The organism is Georgenia sunbinii (assembly GCF_036421875.1).
Classification (GTDB): domain Bacteria; phylum Actinomycetota; class Actinomycetes; order Actinomycetales; family Actinomycetaceae; genus Georgenia_B; species Georgenia_B sunbinii.
On record NZ_JAZGOL010000002.1, the window covers coordinates 533,269 to 550,715 of the forward strand.

Consider the following 17,447-nt stretch of genomic DNA (forward strand, 5'->3'; position numbering starts at 1 on the left):
TGAGTCTACTGGCGGACCCGCCCGGCGATCTCCCGAACGTACTGATCGACGCGGGAATAGGCGTCGCGGGTCAGTGCCCGCCACAGCTCGACGGCGAGCCGGGGGTCGTCGTTCTCGAGGGTCTCGATGGCGTCGGGGTCGAGCACCATGACCGTCACTGGGCCCTCGGCCTTGGCAGTGGTCTCCTGCCGGTCGTCGGTGCCTAGCGCGAGCTCTCCGAAGGTCATCCCGGCGCTGAGGGCGCTCAGCCGCACCCGGTTCCCGTCGAGGTCGGTGCCGATCGTGATGATCGTGCCGGAGACGATGAAGAAGACACCACCGAAGCGTTGGCCGACCCGCCGGACGATGTCGCCGTCGGCGTAGTGCCTCCGCTCCATCCGGGCCACCAGGGCGGCGGCGCCGGCGTCGCCCAGGGAGGCGAGGAGCGGTGAGTCGACCGTCGGGACGGCGTGCGGCCGGGACTCCGGGGTGGCGTAGCGCCCCAGCAGCAGGTCCTCGCAGTACGCGATGGCCGCGCGACGCGTCGTGACGCTCGCGGTGACGCCGTTGACGAAGGCGTCGGCGAGCATGTCGTCCGGGTCGACGACGACGAGCACGCGGCCCGCCGCGTCGAACTGCTCAGCGATCGTGGCCAGCATGTCCGTCGCGAGCCGGCCGATCTCGTCGAGCCGCCGCACGTCGAGGACGACGACCTCGACGTCGTCGGCCAGTCCGCTGAGCTCGCGCACGGCCGACTCGGTGCCGGCGAAGAAGAGGTCCCCGGCGAGCTCGACGACGACGGCGCGGTGGCCGTGGGTACGGAGCACCTCTGCGGTCTCGTCGGTGCGGCGGATGTCCGAGGGCTCGCGGTCGATCGTGTACGTCGCGCGGATCGCCGAGCGCCCCGCGCGGGCGGCTCGGACGAAGTGCATCTCCATGTCCTTGGAGACCCGGCGGCAGGTGGCCACACCGCGGACGCTGCTGCCGTGCGCGTCCAGCGGCGGGGAGAACACCGCCAGGCCCGCCTGGCCGGGGAGCACCGCGATCGTCCCGCCGCCGACGCCGGACTTCGCCGGCATCCCGACGTTGCTCACCCAGTCCCCGGCGTCGTCGTACATGCCCGACGTCATCATCACCGACAGCACCCGTTCGACGGCGTCGATGCCCAGCGCCTCGGTGCCGGTGAGCGGGTTGGTGCCGCCGTTGGCCAGCGTCGCCGCCATGATGGCCAGGTCGCGGCCGGTGACCTGGACGGTGCACTGCCGCAGATAGGTCTCCAGCACCTTCGTGGGGCTGCCCTCGATCACGCCGAAGGAGCTGAGGAGGTAGGCCAGGGCGTGGTTGCGGTCGCTGGTGCGGCGCTCAGCCGCGTAGCTGCGAGCCTTGCTCCGCAGCGGACGGCCCGCGATGTCGGAGTACAGCTCGGTGATGCGCTCGATCGCCGACCGGCCGCCCGAGCCCTTGATGAGCGAGACCACCGCGAGCGCGCCGGCGTTGATCATCGCGTTGGCGGGGCGGCCGGTGTCCGGCGCCAGCGAGATCTCGTTGAAGGGGTCCCCGGACGGCTCGACGTCGACCTTCTCGTCCACCGCGTCAGGCCCGAGGTCCGCCAGCGCGAGGCCGTAGCTGAACGGCTTGGACAGCGACTGCAGGGAGAACTCCTTGCGGGTGGTGCCCACCTCGTACACGTAGCCGTCGACCGTGGCCAGCGCGATGCCGAAGTCGTCCGGATCGACTGTGGTCCCGGCCGGACCGATGAGGTACGGGCTGCCCTCGCGAAGCTCGGAGATCTCCGTGTGCACTCGGCGCAGGTAGGCGGTGATCGGGGAGTCCATGGTCCGGAGCCTAATGACTCGGGATCGTGAGAGCCCTGCCCACGGCTTCGGGCTACCGCCGTCGTCGTCCTACGGCGGTGTCGCAGCCAGGGCATACGCTCGAGCCATGGCCACCTCGCTCCTCTCCGACGACCTCCTCGACCGCATCCGCGCCCGCGCCGCCGGGTACGACCGCGAGAACTCGTTCTTCGACGAGGACCTGGCCGAGCTGAAGGCGGCCGGCTACCTCACCGCCATGGTGCCCACCGAGCTCGGCGGCGCCGGCCTCACGCTCGAGGAGATGACCCGCGAGCAGATGCGGCTCGCCGGTGCGGCGCCGGCCACCGCCCTGGCCGTCAACATGCACCACGTGTGGATGGGCGTGGCCCGCACCGTCCGCGCTCGCGGGGACAGCTCGTGCGACTTCATCCTCGAGGAGGCCGCCGCCGGGGAGGTCTTCGCCTTCGGCGTCTCCGAGGCCGGCAACGACCTCGTCCTGTTCGGCTCCGCGAGCGACGCGGCGCCCGACGGCGCGGGTGGCTACACCTTCAGCGGCACCAAGATCTTCACCTCGCTGTCGCCCGGCTGGACCCGCATGGGGACGTTCGGCACCGACCGCACCGGCGACGACGGCCCGCACAACGTCTGGGGCTTCATCACCCGGGACGGCGGGGGAGTGGAGGTCAAGGACGACTGGGACGCGATGGGGATGCGGGCGTCGCAGTCCGCGACCACGGTGCTGAGCGCGGCGCCGGCCCCGGCGGACCGCATCGTCCGCCGCATCGCGCCCGGCCCCACGATGGACCCGTTCATCTTCGGCATCTTCGCCAGCTTCGAGATCCTGCTCGCCTCGGTCTACACCGGCATCGCGCAGCGGGCGATCGATGTCGCCGTCGAGACGGTGCACAAGCGCCGTTCGCTGGCCAACGACGGCGCCCCGTATGCCCACGACCCGGCGATCCGCTGGCGGCTGGCCGACGCCGCGATCCAGCTCGACGGCATCTACCCGCAGATCGCGCAGATCGCCCGCGACGCCGACGATCAGGTGGACCGCGGTGCCCGCTGGCTGCCGCAGCTCTCGGCCGTCAAGACCCGCGCGACGGAGGTCGCCAAGGACGTCGTCGACAAGGCGGTGCGGGTCTCGGGCGGGTCCTCGTACTTCAACCGCTCGGAGCTGTCGCGGCTCTACCGCGACGTGCTCGCCGGGATCTTCCACCCGAGCGACGACGAGTCCGTCCACGGCGCCTGGGCCAACGTGCTGCTCGGGCCGGTCTCCGACCAGCCGTCCACCGACGGCTGACCGCAGCCGGCCCCCGGCAGCAGCCCTCGGGGTCGGCCCGCGGCGCCGGCCGTCCTCGAGACGTTCCTCAGCGCGGGGTCTGCTGGTGGCTGACCATCCGCCAGCCCGCCGGCCGGCGGACGTAGACGCTGGCCACCAAGGCCGAGTACGGCGTGCCCGCGCGCCGGGCGGTCACCGCGTAGCTGACCACGGCGAGGTCCGGCGTCGGCTGCAGCACGTCGAGGTCGGTCAGCTCGTGGGTGTCCCACGGTGGTCCCCCCATCGACGCGACGACCTCCTCCCGGTCGCTCAGGCGCAGCCCGCCGGGCAACAGCATCCGCACCCGGGAATCGAGCACCTCGCGGTAGAAGGCCGTCGCTTGCGGCCCGCCGGTCGACAGCGCCTGCCAGCCCTGGCGTTCGAGCTCCTCCGGAGTCGTCATCGCCCATCCCCTCTCGTTGCCGGCACGCTACCGGACGGCGTCGGCGCGAAGCCCCGGCGACGGGCACCGGCAGGTCCTAGGCTTGGGCCATGGGATCACTGTCGGACGAGCAGGCGGCGAAGGTCGTGGCGCTGGCGATGGACCTCGCCCGTGAGGGCCACACCGAGGAGCTGCTGGAGTTCCTCGACCACGGGCTGCCGGTCGACGCGCAGGACGGCGAGGGGAACTCGCTGCTCATGCTCGCCGCCTACCGCGGCCACCCCGCGACGGCGCGGGCGCTGATCGACCGCGGAGCCGATGTCGACCTCCGCAACGCCCGCGACCAGTCGCCCATCGCCGGTGCGCTGTTCAAGGGGGAGGAGGAGGTCGTCGGGATGCTGCGCCAGGCGGGTGCCGACCTCGACGCCGGCACACCGAGCGCCCGTGTCACCGCGGAGATGTTCGGCCGCGCACACTTGCTCGACTAGAGCCGACGAGAGCGCACCCGCCCGATCGCTCCGACAACCTCAGCGACGCAGAAAGCGGGCGTTGTACTGCAGGCAGTTCGAGTCGACGGTGAGGAAGGCGGCGTCCTCAGCGATCGCCTGCGCGATGAGCATGCGGTCGAACGGATCACGGTGCAGCAGCGGCAGGGTGTCCAGTACTCGGGCATGGCGCTCGGTGAAGGCGAGATGGTCGAAGCCGATCTCTGCGACGTGGTCGGCGAACCCGTCCGGGACATCGAGCTTGCCGTCGGCGCGATTCACGGCGATCTCGGCGAGCGACATGGCCGAGACGAGTTTGATGTTTGCCGGATCCGAGATGGCTTCCCGGAACCCCTCGGGCAGGGGAGCGTCAGCGCGGACCCAGAGCAAGACGTGGGTGTCGAGGAGAAGCCTCACGCTCCGTACCAGTCCTGCTCGTCCTGCTCGGTCCACTCGTCGAATTCATCGGACATACGGATCTGACCCGCAAGGTCACCGAACACCACATGGCGCGGAGAAGGGGAGGCCGGCCCGAGATGTGCCACGGGCTTTCCATTGCGCGCGATCACGATCACCTCACCGCCCTCTGCTCGCGCCAGGATGCGACTGAAGGAGGACTTCGCCTCGTACACGTTCACCGTTTCCACGACTACGATCCTAGGGGAGTTGGCCAGGCCTGGCCAGGTCCGCCTGACGTAGGTGTGGCGACGTGTTGCGGACAATCCAGCTGTCGGTGACAAGTCAGCTGTCGGTGACAAGTCGGCTGTCGGTGACAAGTCGGCTGTCGCGGGTGTGGGGGCGGCGGAGCGGCGCGCCATGGGGCGGGCCCAGAACGACGTGAAGGGTTCGTCAGTCCAGGACTGACGAACCCTTCACGGTGTGCGGTGTGCGATGTGAAACTCAGATGGGCTGGTTGTCCGGGTTCGGCTCGGTGTCGTCGAGCGTGCCGGCGGCCAGCGCCTCGATGGCGCGGCGCACACCCTCGCCGTAGGCCGGGTCGGCCTGCGTCGCGTTGTAGATGTGGCGCTCGACGGTGGCCTCGGAGGCGCCGTTGATCGCGCGCGCCGTGTTGGCGAACAGCCGCTGCTGCTCCGCCGGGGTCATCAGCCGGAAGAGGTCGCCGGGCTGCTCGTAGTAGTTCGAGTCGTCCTCGCGGTAGTCGAACCGGTCGGCGTAGTCGCCGGTCGCCAGGCCCGGCTCGGCGAAGGCCGGCTGGGCGCTGAAGCGGTCGTAGCTGTTGGGCGTGTACCCGGGCGTGCCGCCCTGGTTGCCGTCCACCCGGCCCTGGCCGTCACGGTGGTAGGTGTTGACCACCTTCGCGCCGCGCGGGTAGTTCACCGGGATCTGGTGGTGGTTGATACCCACCCGGTAGCGGGCGGCGTCGCCGTAGGAGAACAGCCGGCCCTGGAGCATCCGGTCCGGGGAGAAGCTGATGCCGGGCACGACGTTCCCCGGGGTGAAGGCGGCCTGCTCGACGTCGGCGAAGTAGTTCTCCGGGTTGCGGTTGAGCTCGAACTCGCCGACCTCGATGAGCGGGTAGTCCTTCTTCGACCAGACCTTGGTGAGGTCGAACGGGTGGAAGCGGTAGCCGGCCGCCTCGGCCTCGGGCATCACCTGGATGAACAAGGTCCACTTCGGGTTGTCGCCCCGCTCGATGGCCTCGAACAGGTCGCGCTGGGAGGACTCGCGGTCCTCTGCCACGACCTTGGCGGCCTCGGCGTCGGTGAGGTTCTTGATGCCCTGCTGGGTGCGGAAGTGGAACTTCACCCAGGAACGCTCGTTCTGCTCGTTGATGAACGAGTAGGTGTGCGAGCCGAAGCCGTGCATGTGGCGGTAGCCGTCCGGGATGCCGCGGTCGGACATCACGATCGTCACCTGGTGCAGCGCCTCGGGCAGGTTGGTCCAGAAGTCCCAGTTGTTCTCGGCCGACCGCAGGTTGGTGCGGGGGTCACGCTTGACCGCCCGGTTGAGGTCGGGGAAGTGGTGCGGGTCGCGGTGGAAGAACACCGGGGTGTTGTTCCCGACCATGTCCCAGTTGCCTTCCTCGGTGTAGAAGCGCAGGGAGAAGCCGCGGATGTCACGCTCGGCGTCGGCGGCGCCGCGCTCACCGGCCACCGTGGAGAACCGCGCGAACATCTCGGTCTGCTTGCCGACCTCGGAGAAGATCGCCGCCTTGGAGAACTTCGTGATGTCCTGCGTCACGGTGAAGGTGCCGAAGGCGCCCGAGCCCTTGGCGTGCATCCGCCGCTCCGGGATGACCTCGCGGCTGAAGTGCGCGAGCTTCTCCAGGAACCAGACGTCCTGCAGCAGCATCGGGCCCCGTGGGCCCGCCGTGATGGCGTTGTCGTTCTCGGCAACCGGCGCACCTGCGGCGGTCGTCAGGGGCTTCGTGTTGTCCACGGTCATTCCTTCGCTCCTTGGTTGTGAAATTCGTAGATCAGTGGGTGGTGGCGCACGTGGGGCAGCTGCCCCAGAAGATGACCTCGGCGGTGTCGATGACGAAGCCGTGGTCGTCGCTGGCCGTGAGGCACGGGGAGTGCCCGACGGCGCAGGCCACGTCGCTCACCGCGCCGCAGCTGCGGCACACGAGGTGGTGGTGGTTGTCGCCACGGGCGATCTCGTACCTGCCGGGGGAACCCTCCGGCTCGATGCGCCGCAGGATGCTGGCCGAGGTCAGTGCGTTGAGGACGTCGTAGACGGCCTGCGTGGAGACTGTCCCCAGCCGCTCGTGCACCGCGGCACGGATGACGTCTGCCGTCGCGTGCGGCTGGTCGGCCACCTCCGCGAGCACCGCGAGCCGCGGTGCGGTCACCCGAAGGTTCGCGGCGCGCAGCAGCTTGGCAGGATCGGTGGGCATGCCCCTACCCTACCACTAACTGGAACGCGTCTAGAAACGGACCGTCTCCAGTGTCTGCTCGAGGCGCGCCGAGGGGCGGACGAGGCGGCGGGCGCCACTCCGTGCCAGGATCAGCAGGATGAGCGCGACCAGCGGGGCACGCCCCGATTCTGCCGCAGGACCCTCGATCGTCGTGCGACCGGCGGTGCCGGCGGACGTCCGGCGGATCTACCAGCTCGTCGAGCCCTACGCGGCCGAGCGCATCCTCATCGCCAAGGAGCTCATCGCCTACTTCGAGTCGATCCAGGAGTTCCTCGTCGCGGAGCTGCCCGACGACGACGGGACGTGGCGGGTGGTCGGGTGCGGGGCGCTGCACGTGCTGTGGGACGACATCGCCGAGGTCCGCACGATCGCCGTCGACGAGAGCTTTCTGCGCCGCGGGGTGGGCCGCCACGTCCTCGAGGCGCTCATCGGGCGCGCGAGGCTGCTCGGGCTCAAGCGGCTGTTCTGCCTGACCTTCGAGGTCGACTTCTTCCGGCAGATGGGCTTCGAGGTGATCGACGGGACTCCGGTCGGCACCGACGTCTACGCCCAGATGCTGCGGTCCCACGACGACGGCGTCGCGGAGTTCCTCGACCTCGCGCGGGTCAAGCCCAACACCTTGGGCAACTCCCGGATGCTGCTCGAGCTCTGACGGAGCCCCGCGGTCACGAGGACAGCCGGCCGCCGAGCACCCGCAGGGCGACCGCCAGCTGGGCCGTCACCGCGGCGAGCGCCAGCGAGAGCACCGCCGTCGACGGGTAGGCGATCACCCAGGCGGCGGCCGCAGCGACGCACCAGCCGACCACCACGCGCGCCAGCAGTCCGAGCCGGCGCCGGGTGGTGCGCAGCAGCACGTCGGTCGGCTGCCCGACCAGCGAGCCTCGCAGCGCCACCGCGCTGAGCCCGGCGCCGACGAGCGCGAGCAGCTGCCCGCCGCCGAGCAGCGTCACCGTCGGCCAGCTGACCGCCGATGCCGGAGAAGCGAGCGCGACGATCGCCATCGCGATGACGCCGAGCCCCAGGCACGCGACACCGCAGCCGACGAGGGTGTCGCGCAGCGCGCGTACCGCCCGGGCGAGCCGGACGTCGTCAGGGATCGGTGCGGCGTTCTCCACCCCGCCAGCCTAGGCCTCGTAGCATGGGCAGTAGTGTCCCACCCTGATGAGCCAGCCGCCGAGCCGCCGCAGGACCCGCGCTCGAACCGGGGGAGCCGGCCGCTGCGAGGGGTGCGGTGGTACATCCGGCCGCCGAGCAGGTGGCAGGTGGCGGTGCGGGCGGCGAGCGCCATCGGCGTGCCCGTCATCGTCATGACGCTGCTGGGCAACCAGCCGTACGGCCTGCTCATGGGCACCGGGGCGTTCACCGTGCTCTACGGCGCCGGCCGCGCCCGGCGCACCAGGCTGAGGCTGCTGAGCGCGGTGGCGGCGTCGCTCGTCGCCTGCTGCGCGCTCGGTGCCGCGTTCAGCGGCTGGCCGCTGCTCGGGCTGCTGCTCATCGTCGTGGTCGCGATGGTGGCGACGGTCGCCTGCCACGCGCTGCGGGTCGGCCCGCCGGGTGCCTTCTTCTTCGTGCTGCTCGCCGGTCTCGGCGGATACTTGCCGCACCACGGGGTGGCGCCGGCGACGCTGGTGTCCGCGACGGCCATCGGTGCCGCGTTCGCCGTCGTCGTCGCGATGGCCGACGTCATCGTGCGCCCCCGGGGACCGCAGGAGGACGCCGTCGCCCGGGCGCGCGCCGCCGTGGCGCGGTTCCGCGGCGCAGACCCGACCGGTGCGGACGCCGAGGGGCTCAGCGAAGCAGCGACCGAGGCGCTGCACGACGGCTGGGCAGCACTGGCCGACGGCGGGGACGGCGCCTCCCTGCACCCGCGGTCGGTCGCGCTCGTCACCGAGCTGCGAGCGGTGCAGCGCGACTACTCCGGCCACCTGCTGCCCGGTGACCGGTCCGACCCGGAGCTCGCCGCGGAGTCGACCGAGGCGCCGCTGGGCCGGCCGTCAGCACGCCGGATGCTGCGCCACGCGCTGCGCTGGCCGAGCAACGCGCTGCAGGCCGCGGTTCGCGTCGGGGTCGGGGTGACGATCGCCGGGGCGGTCGCGTGGCTCATCGACGTCGACCACGCGTACTGGGCGATGGCCGCGACGATGCTCGTGCTCCACACCGGCCTCGACCGCAAGCGCACCGCGGTGCGCTCCGCCCACCGGCTCGTGGGCACCGTGATCGGGCTCGGCGGGTTCCTCGCCGTGCACGCGCTCACCGGGGCCAGCGAGTGGCTCATCGTGCCGGTCGTCATCGCGCTGCAGGGCCTCGTCGAGCTGTTCGTCGTGCGGAACTACGCCGTCGCCGTCGTCTTCATCACCCCGCTCGCGCTCACCGTCGGCACCGCGGGGACGCGGCTGGCGGTCACCTCGATCGCCACCGAGCGGCTCGTCGACACCGTCATCGGAGTGCTCATCGGTGCCGCGGTGCCGTGGTTCGTCGGACGCCGCGGCGCGCCACCGCTGCTGCGGGCCTGCCTTGGGCGGGTGCTGGCGGCCGGCGCCGTCGTCGTCGACCACCTCGGCGCCGGCAGCCAGGCGGCCCGGCAGGGGCGCGACGCCCGTCAGGACCTCGGCCTGGCGATGCAGGAGATGTCCGCGGCGGCCCGCCGGGCGATGCAGGACGACCCTCGTGACGTGGCGCCGCTGCTCGACCTCCGGGAGGCCACCGCGTGGCTCGGCCTCACCGTGCTGGCGCGCAGCGCCACCCAGACCGGTGTGGCGTCCGGGGTCGAGGGGGCCGCGTGGGCGTGCCGGCTGATGGCCCGCCAGCTGCACGAGGGGCGGGTGCCGCCGGCGGACTCGGTGCGGCTCACCCGCGCCGCCATCGGCGACCGTCCCCGGCTCAGCTGAGGGGCCGACCCGGCGCACGACTGACCCGGAGCTATGCCGGCAGGCAGTACCTCGGGTCCTCGGCGTCGCCGGTGCCGGCGACGAGGCCGTCGGCGAGCAGCGAGTCCAGCGCGCGGCGCGGCTGCTGCGGGTCAGCGGCGGCCGCCGCCAGCGGACCGAGCAGCGTCGCGGCGTCGACGTCCCTGCCAGGGGCGAGCTCACCCAGCCGCGCCATGATCGTGCCGCGCACCTGCCGGTCGGTCCCGGTCCACGGCTGGGTGCGACGGCGGGCCGCGTGCGGGTCGGACGGGTAGCCGGCGGCCCGCCAGCGGCAGTGACCGGCGAGCGGGCACTGCGCGCAGCGGGGGCTACGGGCGGTGCACACCAGCGCGCCGAGCTCCATCACGCCCATGTTCCAGCGGGTGGCGGCCGCGGGCTGCGCGGGCAGCAGACCGGCGGCCCGCTCCTCCTCCGCGCGGCCGAGGTGCGGGGCGGGCAGCGCCTGACCGCCGACGACCCGCTCGAGCACCCGGCGGACGTTGGTGTCCAGCACGACGGCGCGGCGGCCGTGGCTGAAGCTGGCGACCGCCGCGGCGGTGTAGGGGCCGACCCCTGGCAGGCTGCGCAGCTCCTCGACCGACGTCGGCACCTGCCCAGCGAACCGGACGGCGAGCTCGGCGGCGCACTCGCGCAGCCGCAGCGCCCGCCGCGGGTAGCCCAGCCGCTGCCACGCGCGGAGCACGTCGCCAGGGCTGGCCGCGGCCAGCGCGGCCGGCGTGGGCCACCGGTCGAGCCACTGCCGCCACACCGGTGCCACCCGGGCGACCGGGGTCTGCTGGGACATCACCTCGCTGACGAGCACGCCCCACGCCGTCGTCCCGGGCTCGCGCCAGGGCAGGTCGCGGGCGTGCTCGGCGAACCACTCGGTCACCGGCTGCTGCAACGACGTGGGCATGGTCCTAGTGTGCCGCGACCCGGCGTGCCGGGCGGACCCGGTGCCAGCTTCGGCCTACCGTCGCAGGATGAGCAGCACCGGGCACACCTCACGAGGCGGGCGTCCGACGCCGGCGGTCTACCGGCGGCGCCGGGTTGTCGCGCTGGTCGTCCTCGCGCTGCTGATCGCCGGCATCGTCTGGGCGGTCATGGCCGTCGCGTCCCGGCTGGGCGGCGAGGCGACGGCAGAGCCGGCTGCCGAGGCCACCGAGGCGGCTGCTGCGGATGGCGAGGCAGGAGGCGCAGGCGACGAGTCGGCGGGTGCGGGCGACGAGTCACCGGCCGCCTGCCGGTCCGCGGACGTCGACGTCGAGCTGGGCCTCGACCCGCCGGCGCCGACCGCCGGCAGCGGCGTCGACCTCGACCTGCGGCTGCTGAACTCCGGCGACGAGCCGTGCCTGCTGGACGCCGGGCCGGCGTCCCTGGTGGCGACGGTGACCTCCGGCAACGACACGGTGTGGACCACCGCGCACTGCGCCGACGACGCCGAGGAGCAGCTGCTCCTCGACGCCGGCACCGAGCACGCCGCGACGGTCAGCTGGCCCGGGACCCGGTCAGCGACCGGCTGCGGCGACGACCAGCCGGCGGCCGGCCCCGGCTCCTACCGCGTGACGGTCGGCCTCGGCGGAGAGACGACGGCCGCCGACGAGTCGGCCACCTTCACCATCGGTCCGGCGGCGGAGCCGTCGGGCGAGCCCGAGGACGATCAGGCCTAGCGGTCCGGCGCAACGGCTCAGACGTAGCGCTCGAGGATCGAGGACTCCGCGAGCCGGGACAGCCCCTCGCGGACGCTGCGCGCCCGCTGCGGACCGATCCCGTCGACCTGCTGGAGGTCGTCGGTGCTCGCGGCGAGCAGCTTCTGCAGCGGGCCGGCGTGCTCGACCAGTGATGTGACGACGGTTGCCGGCAGCCGAGGGATCCGCGACAGCATGCGGTAGCCGCGCGGGCTGAGCGGGTCGTCGAGGGACTCGCCGTCGGGGCCGCCGACGCCGAGCGCCCGGGCGATCGCGGCCATCTCGATGAGCTCGGTGGCGGAGAGCTCGCCGAGCCTGGCGAGGACGCCGGCGACGTTGTCGGCGGCACGCGCGGTGTAGTCGCGGATGATGAACTCGCGGTCCGGGGCGATGCCGCCCATGAGCTCGTCGAGCTGCAGCGACAGCAGCCGGCCGTCGGCGCCGAGCTCGACGACGTAGCCGTCGATCTCGGTGGAGATCCGCGAGACCATCTCCAGCCGCTGGACCACGGTGGTGACGTCCCGGACCGTCACGAGGTCCTCGATCTCCAGCGCGGCGAGCGTGCCGGAGACCTCGTCCAGACGCAGCTTGTACCGCTCGAGGGTCGACAGTGCCTGGTGGGCCCGGGAGAGGATTGCCCCGGAGTCCTCGACGACGTGCCGCACGCCGCTGACGTACAGCGCGACGATCCGCATCGACTGGCTGACGGTGACGACGGGGTGCCCGGTCTGCTTGGCTGCCCGCTCCGCGGTGCGGTGGCGCATCCCTGACTCGCGGGTCTCGATGGAGGTGTCCGGCATGAGCTGGACGTTGGCGCGGCGGATCCGGCGGTTGGGGAAGTCGACGATGACGGCGCCGTCCATCTTGGCGAGCTCGCGAAGCCGCGGCGCGGTGAACTCGACGTCGAGGTCGAAGCCGCCTGAGCAGAGGCTCTCGACGAGGTCGTCGTAGCCGAGCACGATGAGCGCCCCGGTCCGTCCCCGCAGGATGCGCTCCAGCCCGTCGCGCAGCGCGGTGCCCGGGGCCACCGCTTGCAGCGTCGCGCGCAGCAGTTCATCGGGCTCTTCGGGCACAGGGCCTCCTCGGGCGTCGGGAGGCGGTGCTCGCCCCCGCCTCATCTTAGGGTCAGGAGCTGGGCCCGCGGAGCGCCGCCAGCCATGCTTCGCCGACGTTCTGGACCGGCCGCACCTCGAGCCCGGCGACCGGCTGGAGGTCGTCGGCGCCGTGCTGGGGCACCAGCGCGAGCCGGAAGCCGAGCCTGGCGGCCTCCGCCAGCCGGCGCTGGACCCCGACCGTGGCGCGGACGTCGCCGGTGAGCCCGACCTCGCCGATCGCGACGACCCGCGCCGCGGTCGGCTTGTCCTCGACGGCACTGGCGACCGCCAGCGCGACGGCGAGGTCGACCGACGGTTCCACGGCGCGCGCCCCGCCGACCGTCGAGACGTAGACGTCGTGCTTCGCCAGCCCGATCCCGGCGCGGGACTGCAGCACGGCGAGGGTCATCGCGTTGCGGGAGGAGTCGAGGCCGGAGGTGGTGCGCCGCGGGTTGCTCAGCGCGCTGAGCGCGACGAGCGCCTGGATCTCGATCGGCATCGGCCGCCGGCCCTCGAGCGTGATGGTCACGCAGGTGCCGGCCACCGGCAGCCGGGACTCCGAGAGAAACAGGCCGGAGGGGTCGGCCAGGCCGTCGATGCCGGTCTCGGTCAGCTCGAAGCAGCCGACCTCGTCGGTCGGCCCGTAGCGGTTCTTGGTCGCTCGCAGCAGCCGCAGCCGGGAGTAGCGGTCGCCGTCGAACTGGCACACGACGTCGACGAGGTGCTCGAGCACCCGGGGGCCGGCCAGCGAGCCGTCCTTGGTCACGTGCCCGACGAGCAGCACCGGCACATGACGACGCTTGGCCTCGGCGATGAGCGAGGCGGCCACCGCCCGGACCTGGGCGACGCCGCCGGCCGCGCCGTCGATGTCGGAGGAGGAGATGGTCTGCACGGAGTCGACGACGACGAGCGACGGTTCGGCCGCGGCGATGTGCCCGATGACGGTGGCGAGGTCGTTCTCCGCGGTGAGCAGCAGCCCCGGCGCCAGCGCCCCGATGCGTTCGGCGCGTAGCCGTACCTGGCTCGCGGATTCCTCGCCGGTGACGTAGAGGACGGTGCCGGTGCCCTGCTCCGCGGCGCGCGCTGCGACGTCGAGCAGCAGGGTGGACTTGCCGGCGCCCGGCTCCCCGGCGAGCAGCACAACGGCGCCGGGCACGATCCCGCCGCCGAGCACCCGGTCCAGCTCGCTGACCCCGGTGGGGCGGGCGCGAGCGGTCTCGACGTCGACCTCGTTGATCGGCTGCGCCGCCAGGGCGGGACGGACGCTGGCGACGGCGCGCGGGGCCGGGCCGCCCGCCTCCTCGACCGTGCCCCACGCCTGGCACTCCCCGCAGCGCCCCACCCACTTCGCCGTGGTCCAGCCGCACTCCGCGCAGCGGTAGGCGGGGCGGTTCTGCCGGGCGGAGCGGGCGGACGTGGTCGACATGCCGTTCACGTTACGACGGCGCGGTGACATCGACGGTCGCCGCGCCCGCCGGCGGCCCGGCTCGCCGTCCGGCGGTTCGGCTCGCCGTGAGCCTGCCCTCCCCGCCGTGGTCCGCGGGGTGCCTGCTCTCGCCGCCGTGGCCCGCCGGGTGCATCGGGGGTTTCGCTCCGTCGACGGTGTGCGGCCCCCCGGATGACGATCGCAAACCCCGTACCACCCGGGGCACGGGCCTACGGGCCGCCACCCGGGGCGCGGGCGGTGGATGAGGGCCGAGGTCAGCGGTCGGTGGCGTCGATCTGCAGCGCGAGGGTGTGGCTGGCGCCGGCCGCGAGCTCGATGAGGTCGGTGCCGGAGTTGAAGGCGTCCGGCGGGCAGGTCATCGGCTCGACCGCCGCGCCGCGCCGGCCGACCTCCTCACCGCTGTAGATCTGCAACCAGGGCGCGTCGGCGTGCAGCCGCACCGTGAGGCCGGTGCCCGGGTGCGCCAGGCTGACGAGCCAGCCGTCGGTGGGCAGGTCGGTGAAGGCGTGGTCGAGCTGCACTGAGCCCAGCGGTGCGGTGCCCGGCAGGGCGAACACGGTGCCGGCCACCGGCACCGTCTCGACCGGCCGGAGCCTGGCATCGACGGTGAGCACGGTCTGGGCCGGCGACCGCAGGACGCACTCGTCGACCGGGCGCAGGTCGCAGGTGAGGTACGGGTGGGTGGACGCGCCGTAGGGCGCGGTGGCAGCGCCGATGTTCGTCGTCGTGATGGCCACGCTGAGCCCGTCGTCGGCGGTCAGCCGGTACGTCACCCGGCTGCGCAGGTGGAACGGGTAGCCGTAGCGGGGGGCGATCTCGACCTCGAGCGTCACGTGCTCGGCAGACTGCTCGACGACGTCCCACACCTCCCAGCACGCGAGGCCGTGCAGCGCGGCATTTGTCGGGTGCTCGTTGATCGGCACCCGGTGTGTCTCGCCGCGGTAGACGTAGGTGCCGTCGGTGATCCGGTTGGGCCACGGCACGAGGGTCTTGCCGAGGTAGCCGACCGGCAGCTCGGCCGGGTCGTGGCCGACGACGATCTCGTGGCCGCGCCAGGTCAGCCGCGCCAGACCGGCGCCGACGGGCACGATCGTCGCGGCGTAGTCGCCCGCGGCGAGCTCGACGGCGGGGGCCGGGGGAGTCGCGGCGCTCATCGCGGTCCTCCTGAGGACTCCCGGACCACGAGCTCCGGACGGGTGAGGATCTCACCGGGGGAGTCGCCGTCGATGGCCGCGAGCAGCACCTCGATCGCCTTGTGCCCGACCTCCTGGAACGGCTGCCGGACGGTCGTGAGGGGTGGGTGGTAGAAGTCGCTGCCGGAGACGTCGTCGTAGCCCACGATCGCCACGTCCTGCGGGATGCGGACCCCGGCCTCGTGGAAGGCACGCATCATGCCCAGGGCGAGCTGGTCGTTGGCGGCGAAGACCGCGGTGGGCAACGTGGGCCGTCGGAGCAGCTGCTGCCCGGCCTGGTAGCCCTGGCTGGCGTCCCAGCCCCCGGGGACGAGCGCCGGGACAGGCAGCCCGGCGTCGGTGAGCTCGGCGTGCCAGCCCGAGACGCGTGCGCGGGCGTCGAACCAGTTGTCGGGGCCGGCGACGTGCACGATCTCCCTGTGACCGAGATCGATGAGGTGGCGGGTGGCGTCGCGGGCACCGCGCTCGTGGTCCACCGCGACGACATGGACCGGAGGGGCGGCCGCCAGCCCGGCGGCGATGACGACGACGGGGAGCGAACCGGTCAGCCCCCGGGTCGCCTCGGCGATCTCGGCCGTGGGCGCCACGACGACGAGGCCCTCGACCGCGAGGTTGAGGAAGAAGTCCATGGTGTCGTGCGGGCTGGCCGCGGCGTCCTCGGTGCCGGCCGAGATGGTCGCGTAACCGGCGGCCCGAGCGGCGTCCTGGATCGCCATCGTGGTGTGGCTGGGGCCGAAGCGCATGACCGACGGGTTGACGACGCCGATGAGGCGGGTGCGGTTGGTGGCCAGCGCCCGCGCTGCGAGGTTGCGGCGGTAGCCGAGCTCCTCGATCGCGAGCAGGACGCGCTCGCGGGTCGCGGGGCGCACCAGCTCAGGGGTGTTGAGGACGCGAGAGACGGTCTGGTGGGATACGCCGGCACGCGCCGCGACATCCGACATCACCGGCAATCGTTTGGCCCGTACCCCGCGTAGCTCGGCCATCTCGTTCTCCCGTTCCTCTTGCGTCCACCGTGCGGATGCCCAGTGTGGCAACGCTATCGGGCGGCCATGTCACAAGCCGATCACGATCGCCCGAACAACTTGACGCTCCCTGATGTTAGCGTTAACGTCAAACCGACGGAGTTTGACCACGGCCCCGCTCAGTGGGTGCCGAGCGGATCGCAAAGGAGCGTACGTAATGAGCTTGAAGAGGTCTCGACACATGCTGGCCGCGTCGACCGTACTGGTTGCGGCGCTCACGCTTGCTGCCTGCGGCGGCGGCGACGGCGACGGCGGCGGGGACGCCACCAACGACGCCGGCGACGGCAACGGTGCGGGTGAGCTGGTGACGGTCGGCTTCGTCGCCGTCGGGCCTGAGGGCGCGTGGCGGCAGGCGAACGAGCAGAACATCCAGGACACGTTCACCGAGGACGCCGGGTACGACCTCAAGTTCGCTCCGGCGACCAACCTCGACCAGGCCTCCCAGATATCCGCCTTCACGTCGTTCGTCGACGAGGGCGTGGACGTCATCCTGCTCTCCGCGACGGAGGGGTCGGGCTGGGAGGACTCGCTGCGGCGTGCGCAGGAGGCGGAGATCCCCGTCATCCTCATCGACCGCGGCATCGAGCCGGACGACACGGACCTGTACGTCAGCCGGATCGCCCCGGACAACCTCGAGGTCTCTTCAGGGGTGGCGGAGTGGGCCATCTCGGAGTTCCCGGAGGGTGCGCGGTACTTCGTCCTCGAGGGTCCCGCCGGCGTCTCGGTCGTCAACGAGCGCAACGAGGGCTGGGACGCCGTCATCGGGGGCGAGAGCCAGTTCGAGAAGGTCGGCGCGCAGACCGCCAACTGGTCGACCGAGGAGGCTCGCGGCGTCTTCGAGACGGTGCTGCAGTCGGAGAACAACGAGATCGACATGGTCTTCGCGCAGAACGACGAGATGGGCCTCGGGGCCGCCCTCGCTGCCGAGGCCGCCGGCCTCGAGCCCGGCGTGGACGTGAAGATCGCCACCATCGATGGCACCCAGAACGCCCTCGAGGCGCTCGCCGAGGGACGACTCAGCTTCGTGGCCGAGTACAACCCGCTGTTCGGCGAGACGGCCATGGAGGTCGTCGAGTCCGTCCTGGCCGGCGAGGAGGTCGAGTCCTACATCATCGTGCCGAGCCTGACCTTCGACTCGCCGGAGGCGGCGCAGGAGGCGCTGCCGGACCGCAAGTTCTGACCGCCGGCTGCGGCGCGGGGGAGCGGCACCGCCCCTCCCGCGCCGCAGCGGCTGCCCCCGC

At 72.5% G+C, this 17,447-nt stretch carries 19 protein-coding genes; 7 read left to right on the forward strand and 12 right to left on the reverse strand.

Annotation, left to right across the window (positions count from 1 at the left end; genetic code table 11):
• Nucleotides 1–5: 5 nt before the first annotated feature.
• Entirely contained in the window at nucleotides 6–1,814 is a 1,809-nt protein-coding gene (gene glsA, locus V2J52_RS06875) for a glutaminase A (RefSeq protein WP_331226927.1), read from the reverse strand.
• A gap of 106 nt (nucleotides 1,815–1,920) precedes the next feature.
• Between glsA and V2J52_RS06880 the strand changes: the two genes are divergently transcribed.
• Complete coding sequence (locus V2J52_RS06880; RefSeq protein ID WP_331226928.1) at nucleotides 1,921–3,093, forward strand: acyl-CoA dehydrogenase family protein; 1,173 nt, start codon at nucleotides 1,921–1,923, stop codon at nucleotides 3,091–3,093.
• Nucleotides 3,094–3,160: 67 nt separating this feature from the next.
• Here V2J52_RS06880 and V2J52_RS06885 read toward each other — a convergent pair whose 3' ends face one another.
• Nucleotides 3,161–3,514 (reverse strand): nuclear transport factor 2 family protein, encoded by a 354-nt coding sequence (locus V2J52_RS06885; protein WP_331226929.1) that lies wholly within the window; start codon nucleotides 3,512–3,514, stop codon nucleotides 3,161–3,163.
• A gap of 89 nt (nucleotides 3,515–3,603) precedes the next feature.
• Here V2J52_RS06885 and V2J52_RS06890 point away from each other — a divergent pair, with 89 nt between their 5' ends.
• On the forward strand, nucleotides 3,604–3,981 hold the full coding sequence (locus V2J52_RS06890; protein ID WP_331226930.1) for an ankyrin repeat domain-containing protein: 378 nt from the start codon (nucleotides 3,604–3,606) through the stop codon (nucleotides 3,979–3,981).
• Between the two features lie 39 nt (nucleotides 3,982–4,020).
• On the opposite strand, the gene V2J52_RS06895 is transcribed toward V2J52_RS06890, so the two are convergent.
• Nucleotides 4,021–4,395, reverse strand: coding sequence for a type II toxin-antitoxin system VapC family toxin (locus V2J52_RS06895; protein ID WP_331226931.1), 375 nt, complete (start codon nucleotides 4,393–4,395; stop codon nucleotides 4,021–4,023).
• The gene (locus tag V2J52_RS06900; RefSeq protein WP_331226932.1) at nucleotides 4,392–4,625 is read right to left on the reverse strand and encodes a type II toxin-antitoxin system Phd/YefM family antitoxin; all 234 of its coding nucleotides are present in this window, start codon (nucleotides 4,623–4,625) and stop codon (nucleotides 4,392–4,394) included. The genes V2J52_RS06895 and V2J52_RS06900 overlap by 4 nt, the downstream gene beginning before the upstream one ends.
• A gap of 62 nt (nucleotides 4,626–4,687) precedes the next feature.
• Between V2J52_RS06900 and V2J52_RS06905 the strand changes: the two genes are divergently transcribed.
• Nucleotides 4,688–4,819, forward strand: coding sequence for a hypothetical protein (locus tag V2J52_RS06905; RefSeq protein ID WP_331226933.1), 132 nt, complete (start codon nucleotides 4,688–4,690; stop codon nucleotides 4,817–4,819).
• 59 nt (nucleotides 4,820–4,878) lie between these two features.
• Here the strand turns inward: V2J52_RS06905 and V2J52_RS06910 are convergent, their stop codons facing one another.
• Nucleotides 4,879–6,384, reverse strand: a complete 1,506-nt coding sequence (locus tag V2J52_RS06910; RefSeq protein WP_331226934.1) for a catalase — start codon at nucleotides 6,382–6,384, stop codon at nucleotides 4,879–4,881.
• Nucleotides 6,385–6,415: 31 nt separating this feature from the next.
• Nucleotides 6,416–6,835 carry a Fur family transcriptional regulator gene (locus tag V2J52_RS06915; protein WP_331226935.1) on the reverse strand — a complete coding sequence of 140 codons (420 nt, stop codon included), beginning with the start codon at nucleotides 6,833–6,835 and terminating at the stop codon, nucleotides 6,416–6,418.
• A 118-nt stretch (nucleotides 6,836–6,953) separates the two neighbouring features.
• Between V2J52_RS06915 and V2J52_RS06920 the strand changes: the two genes are divergently transcribed.
• Nucleotides 6,954–7,508: an amino-acid N-acetyltransferase gene (locus V2J52_RS06920; protein WP_331226936.1), complete on the forward strand. Its 555-nt coding sequence runs from the start codon at nucleotides 6,954–6,956 to the stop codon at nucleotides 7,506–7,508.
• 13 nt (nucleotides 7,509–7,521) lie between these two features.
• Here V2J52_RS06920 and V2J52_RS06925 read toward each other — a convergent pair whose 3' ends face one another.
• Nucleotides 7,522–7,971 carry a hypothetical protein gene (locus V2J52_RS06925; RefSeq protein WP_331226937.1) on the reverse strand — a complete coding sequence of 150 codons (450 nt, stop codon included), beginning with the start codon at nucleotides 7,969–7,971 and terminating at the stop codon, nucleotides 7,522–7,524.
• A gap of 33 nt (nucleotides 7,972–8,004) precedes the next feature.
• On the opposite strand from V2J52_RS06925, the gene V2J52_RS06930 reads away from it, so the two are divergent.
• Nucleotides 8,005–9,744, forward strand: coding sequence for an FUSC family protein (locus V2J52_RS06930; RefSeq protein WP_331226938.1), 1,740 nt, complete (start codon nucleotides 8,005–8,007; stop codon nucleotides 9,742–9,744).
• Nucleotides 9,745–9,775: 31 nt separating this feature from the next.
• Here the strand turns inward: V2J52_RS06930 and V2J52_RS06935 are convergent, their stop codons facing one another.
• Complete coding sequence (locus V2J52_RS06935) at nucleotides 9,776–10,678, reverse strand: HhH-GPD family protein (protein WP_331226939.1); 903 nt, start codon at nucleotides 10,676–10,678, stop codon at nucleotides 9,776–9,778.
• Between the two features lie 67 nt (nucleotides 10,679–10,745).
• Here V2J52_RS06935 and V2J52_RS06940 point away from each other — a divergent pair, with 67 nt between their 5' ends.
• Nucleotides 10,746–11,432: a hypothetical protein gene (locus tag V2J52_RS06940; protein WP_331226940.1), complete on the forward strand. Its 687-nt coding sequence runs from the start codon at nucleotides 10,746–10,748 to the stop codon at nucleotides 11,430–11,432.
• Between the two features lie 17 nt (nucleotides 11,433–11,449).
• Here V2J52_RS06940 and disA read toward each other — a convergent pair whose 3' ends face one another.
• From disA to V2J52_RS06960, 4 genes are all read right to left on the reverse strand, one after another.
• Entirely contained in the window at nucleotides 11,450–12,568 is a 1,119-nt protein-coding gene (disA, locus tag V2J52_RS06945; protein ID WP_434056387.1) for a DNA integrity scanning diadenylate cyclase DisA, read from the reverse strand.
• Between the two features lie 7 nt (nucleotides 12,569–12,575).
• The gene (radA, locus tag V2J52_RS06950) at nucleotides 12,576–13,970 is read right to left on the reverse strand and encodes a DNA repair protein RadA (protein ID WP_331226942.1); all 1,395 of its coding nucleotides are present in this window, start codon (nucleotides 13,968–13,970) and stop codon (nucleotides 12,576–12,578) included.
• Between the two features lie 275 nt (nucleotides 13,971–14,245).
• Nucleotides 14,246–15,145: an aldose-1-epimerase gene (locus V2J52_RS06955; RefSeq protein ID WP_331226943.1), complete on the reverse strand. Its 900-nt coding sequence runs from the start codon at nucleotides 15,143–15,145 to the stop codon at nucleotides 14,246–14,248.
• Nucleotides 15,142–16,125: a LacI family DNA-binding transcriptional regulator gene (locus V2J52_RS06960; RefSeq protein ID WP_331226944.1), complete on the reverse strand. Its 984-nt coding sequence runs from the start codon at nucleotides 16,123–16,125 to the stop codon at nucleotides 15,142–15,144. The genes V2J52_RS06955 and V2J52_RS06960 overlap by 4 nt, the downstream gene beginning before the upstream one ends.
• Before the next feature lie 238 nt (nucleotides 16,126–16,363).
• Between V2J52_RS06960 and V2J52_RS06965 the strand changes: the two genes are divergently transcribed.
• Nucleotides 16,364–17,386, forward strand: coding sequence for a substrate-binding domain-containing protein (locus V2J52_RS06965; RefSeq protein WP_331226945.1), 1,023 nt, complete (start codon nucleotides 16,364–16,366; stop codon nucleotides 17,384–17,386).
• The last annotated feature ends 61 nt before the right edge of the window (nucleotides 17,387–17,447 follow it).

Excerpts from the sequence above, each read along its gene's own strand:
- glsA (WP_331226927.1), bottom strand. The coding sequence starts at position 1,814 with ATGGACTCCCCGATCACCGCCTACCTGCGCCGAGTGCACACGGAGATC.
- V2J52_RS06880 (WP_331226928.1), top strand. The coding sequence starts at position 1,921 with ATGGCCACCTCGCTCCTCTCCGACGACCTCCTCGACCGCATCCGCGCC.
- V2J52_RS06885 (WP_331226929.1), bottom strand. The coding sequence starts at position 3,514 with ATGACGACTCCGGAGGAGCTCGAACGCCAGGGCTGGCAGGCGCTGTCG.
- V2J52_RS06890 (WP_331226930.1), top strand. The coding sequence starts at position 3,604 with ATGGGATCACTGTCGGACGAGCAGGCGGCGAAGGTCGTGGCGCTGGCG.
- V2J52_RS06910 (WP_331226934.1), bottom strand. The coding sequence starts at position 6,384 with ATGACCGTGGACAACACGAAGCCCCTGACGACCGCCGCAGGTGCGCCG.
- V2J52_RS06915 (WP_331226935.1), bottom strand. The coding sequence starts at position 6,835 with ATGCCCACCGATCCTGCCAAGCTGCTGCGCGCCGCGAACCTTCGGGTG.
- V2J52_RS06920 (WP_331226936.1), top strand. The coding sequence starts at position 6,954 with ATGAGCGCGACCAGCGGGGCACGCCCCGATTCTGCCGCAGGACCCTCG.
- V2J52_RS06935 (WP_331226939.1), bottom strand. The coding sequence starts at position 10,678 with ATGCCCACGTCGTTGCAGCAGCCGGTGACCGAGTGGTTCGCCGAGCAC.
- V2J52_RS06940 (WP_331226940.1), top strand. The coding sequence starts at position 10,746 with ATGAGCAGCACCGGGCACACCTCACGAGGCGGGCGTCCGACGCCGGCG.
- disA (WP_434056387.1), bottom strand. The coding sequence starts at position 12,568 with ATGAGGCGGGGGCGAGCACCGCCTCCCGACGCCCGAGGAGGCCCTGTG.
- radA (WP_331226942.1), bottom strand. The coding sequence starts at position 13,970 with ATGTCGACCACGTCCGCCCGCTCCGCCCGGCAGAACCGCCCCGCCTAC.
- V2J52_RS06955 (WP_331226943.1), bottom strand. The coding sequence starts at position 15,145 with ATGAGCGCCGCGACTCCCCCGGCCCCCGCCGTCGAGCTCGCCGCGGGC.
- V2J52_RS06960 (WP_331226944.1), bottom strand. The coding sequence starts at position 16,125 with ATGTCGGATGTCGCGGCGCGTGCCGGCGTATCCCACCAGACCGTCTCT.
- V2J52_RS06965 (WP_331226945.1), top strand. The coding sequence starts at position 16,364 with ATGAGCTTGAAGAGGTCTCGACACATGCTGGCCGCGTCGACCGTACTG.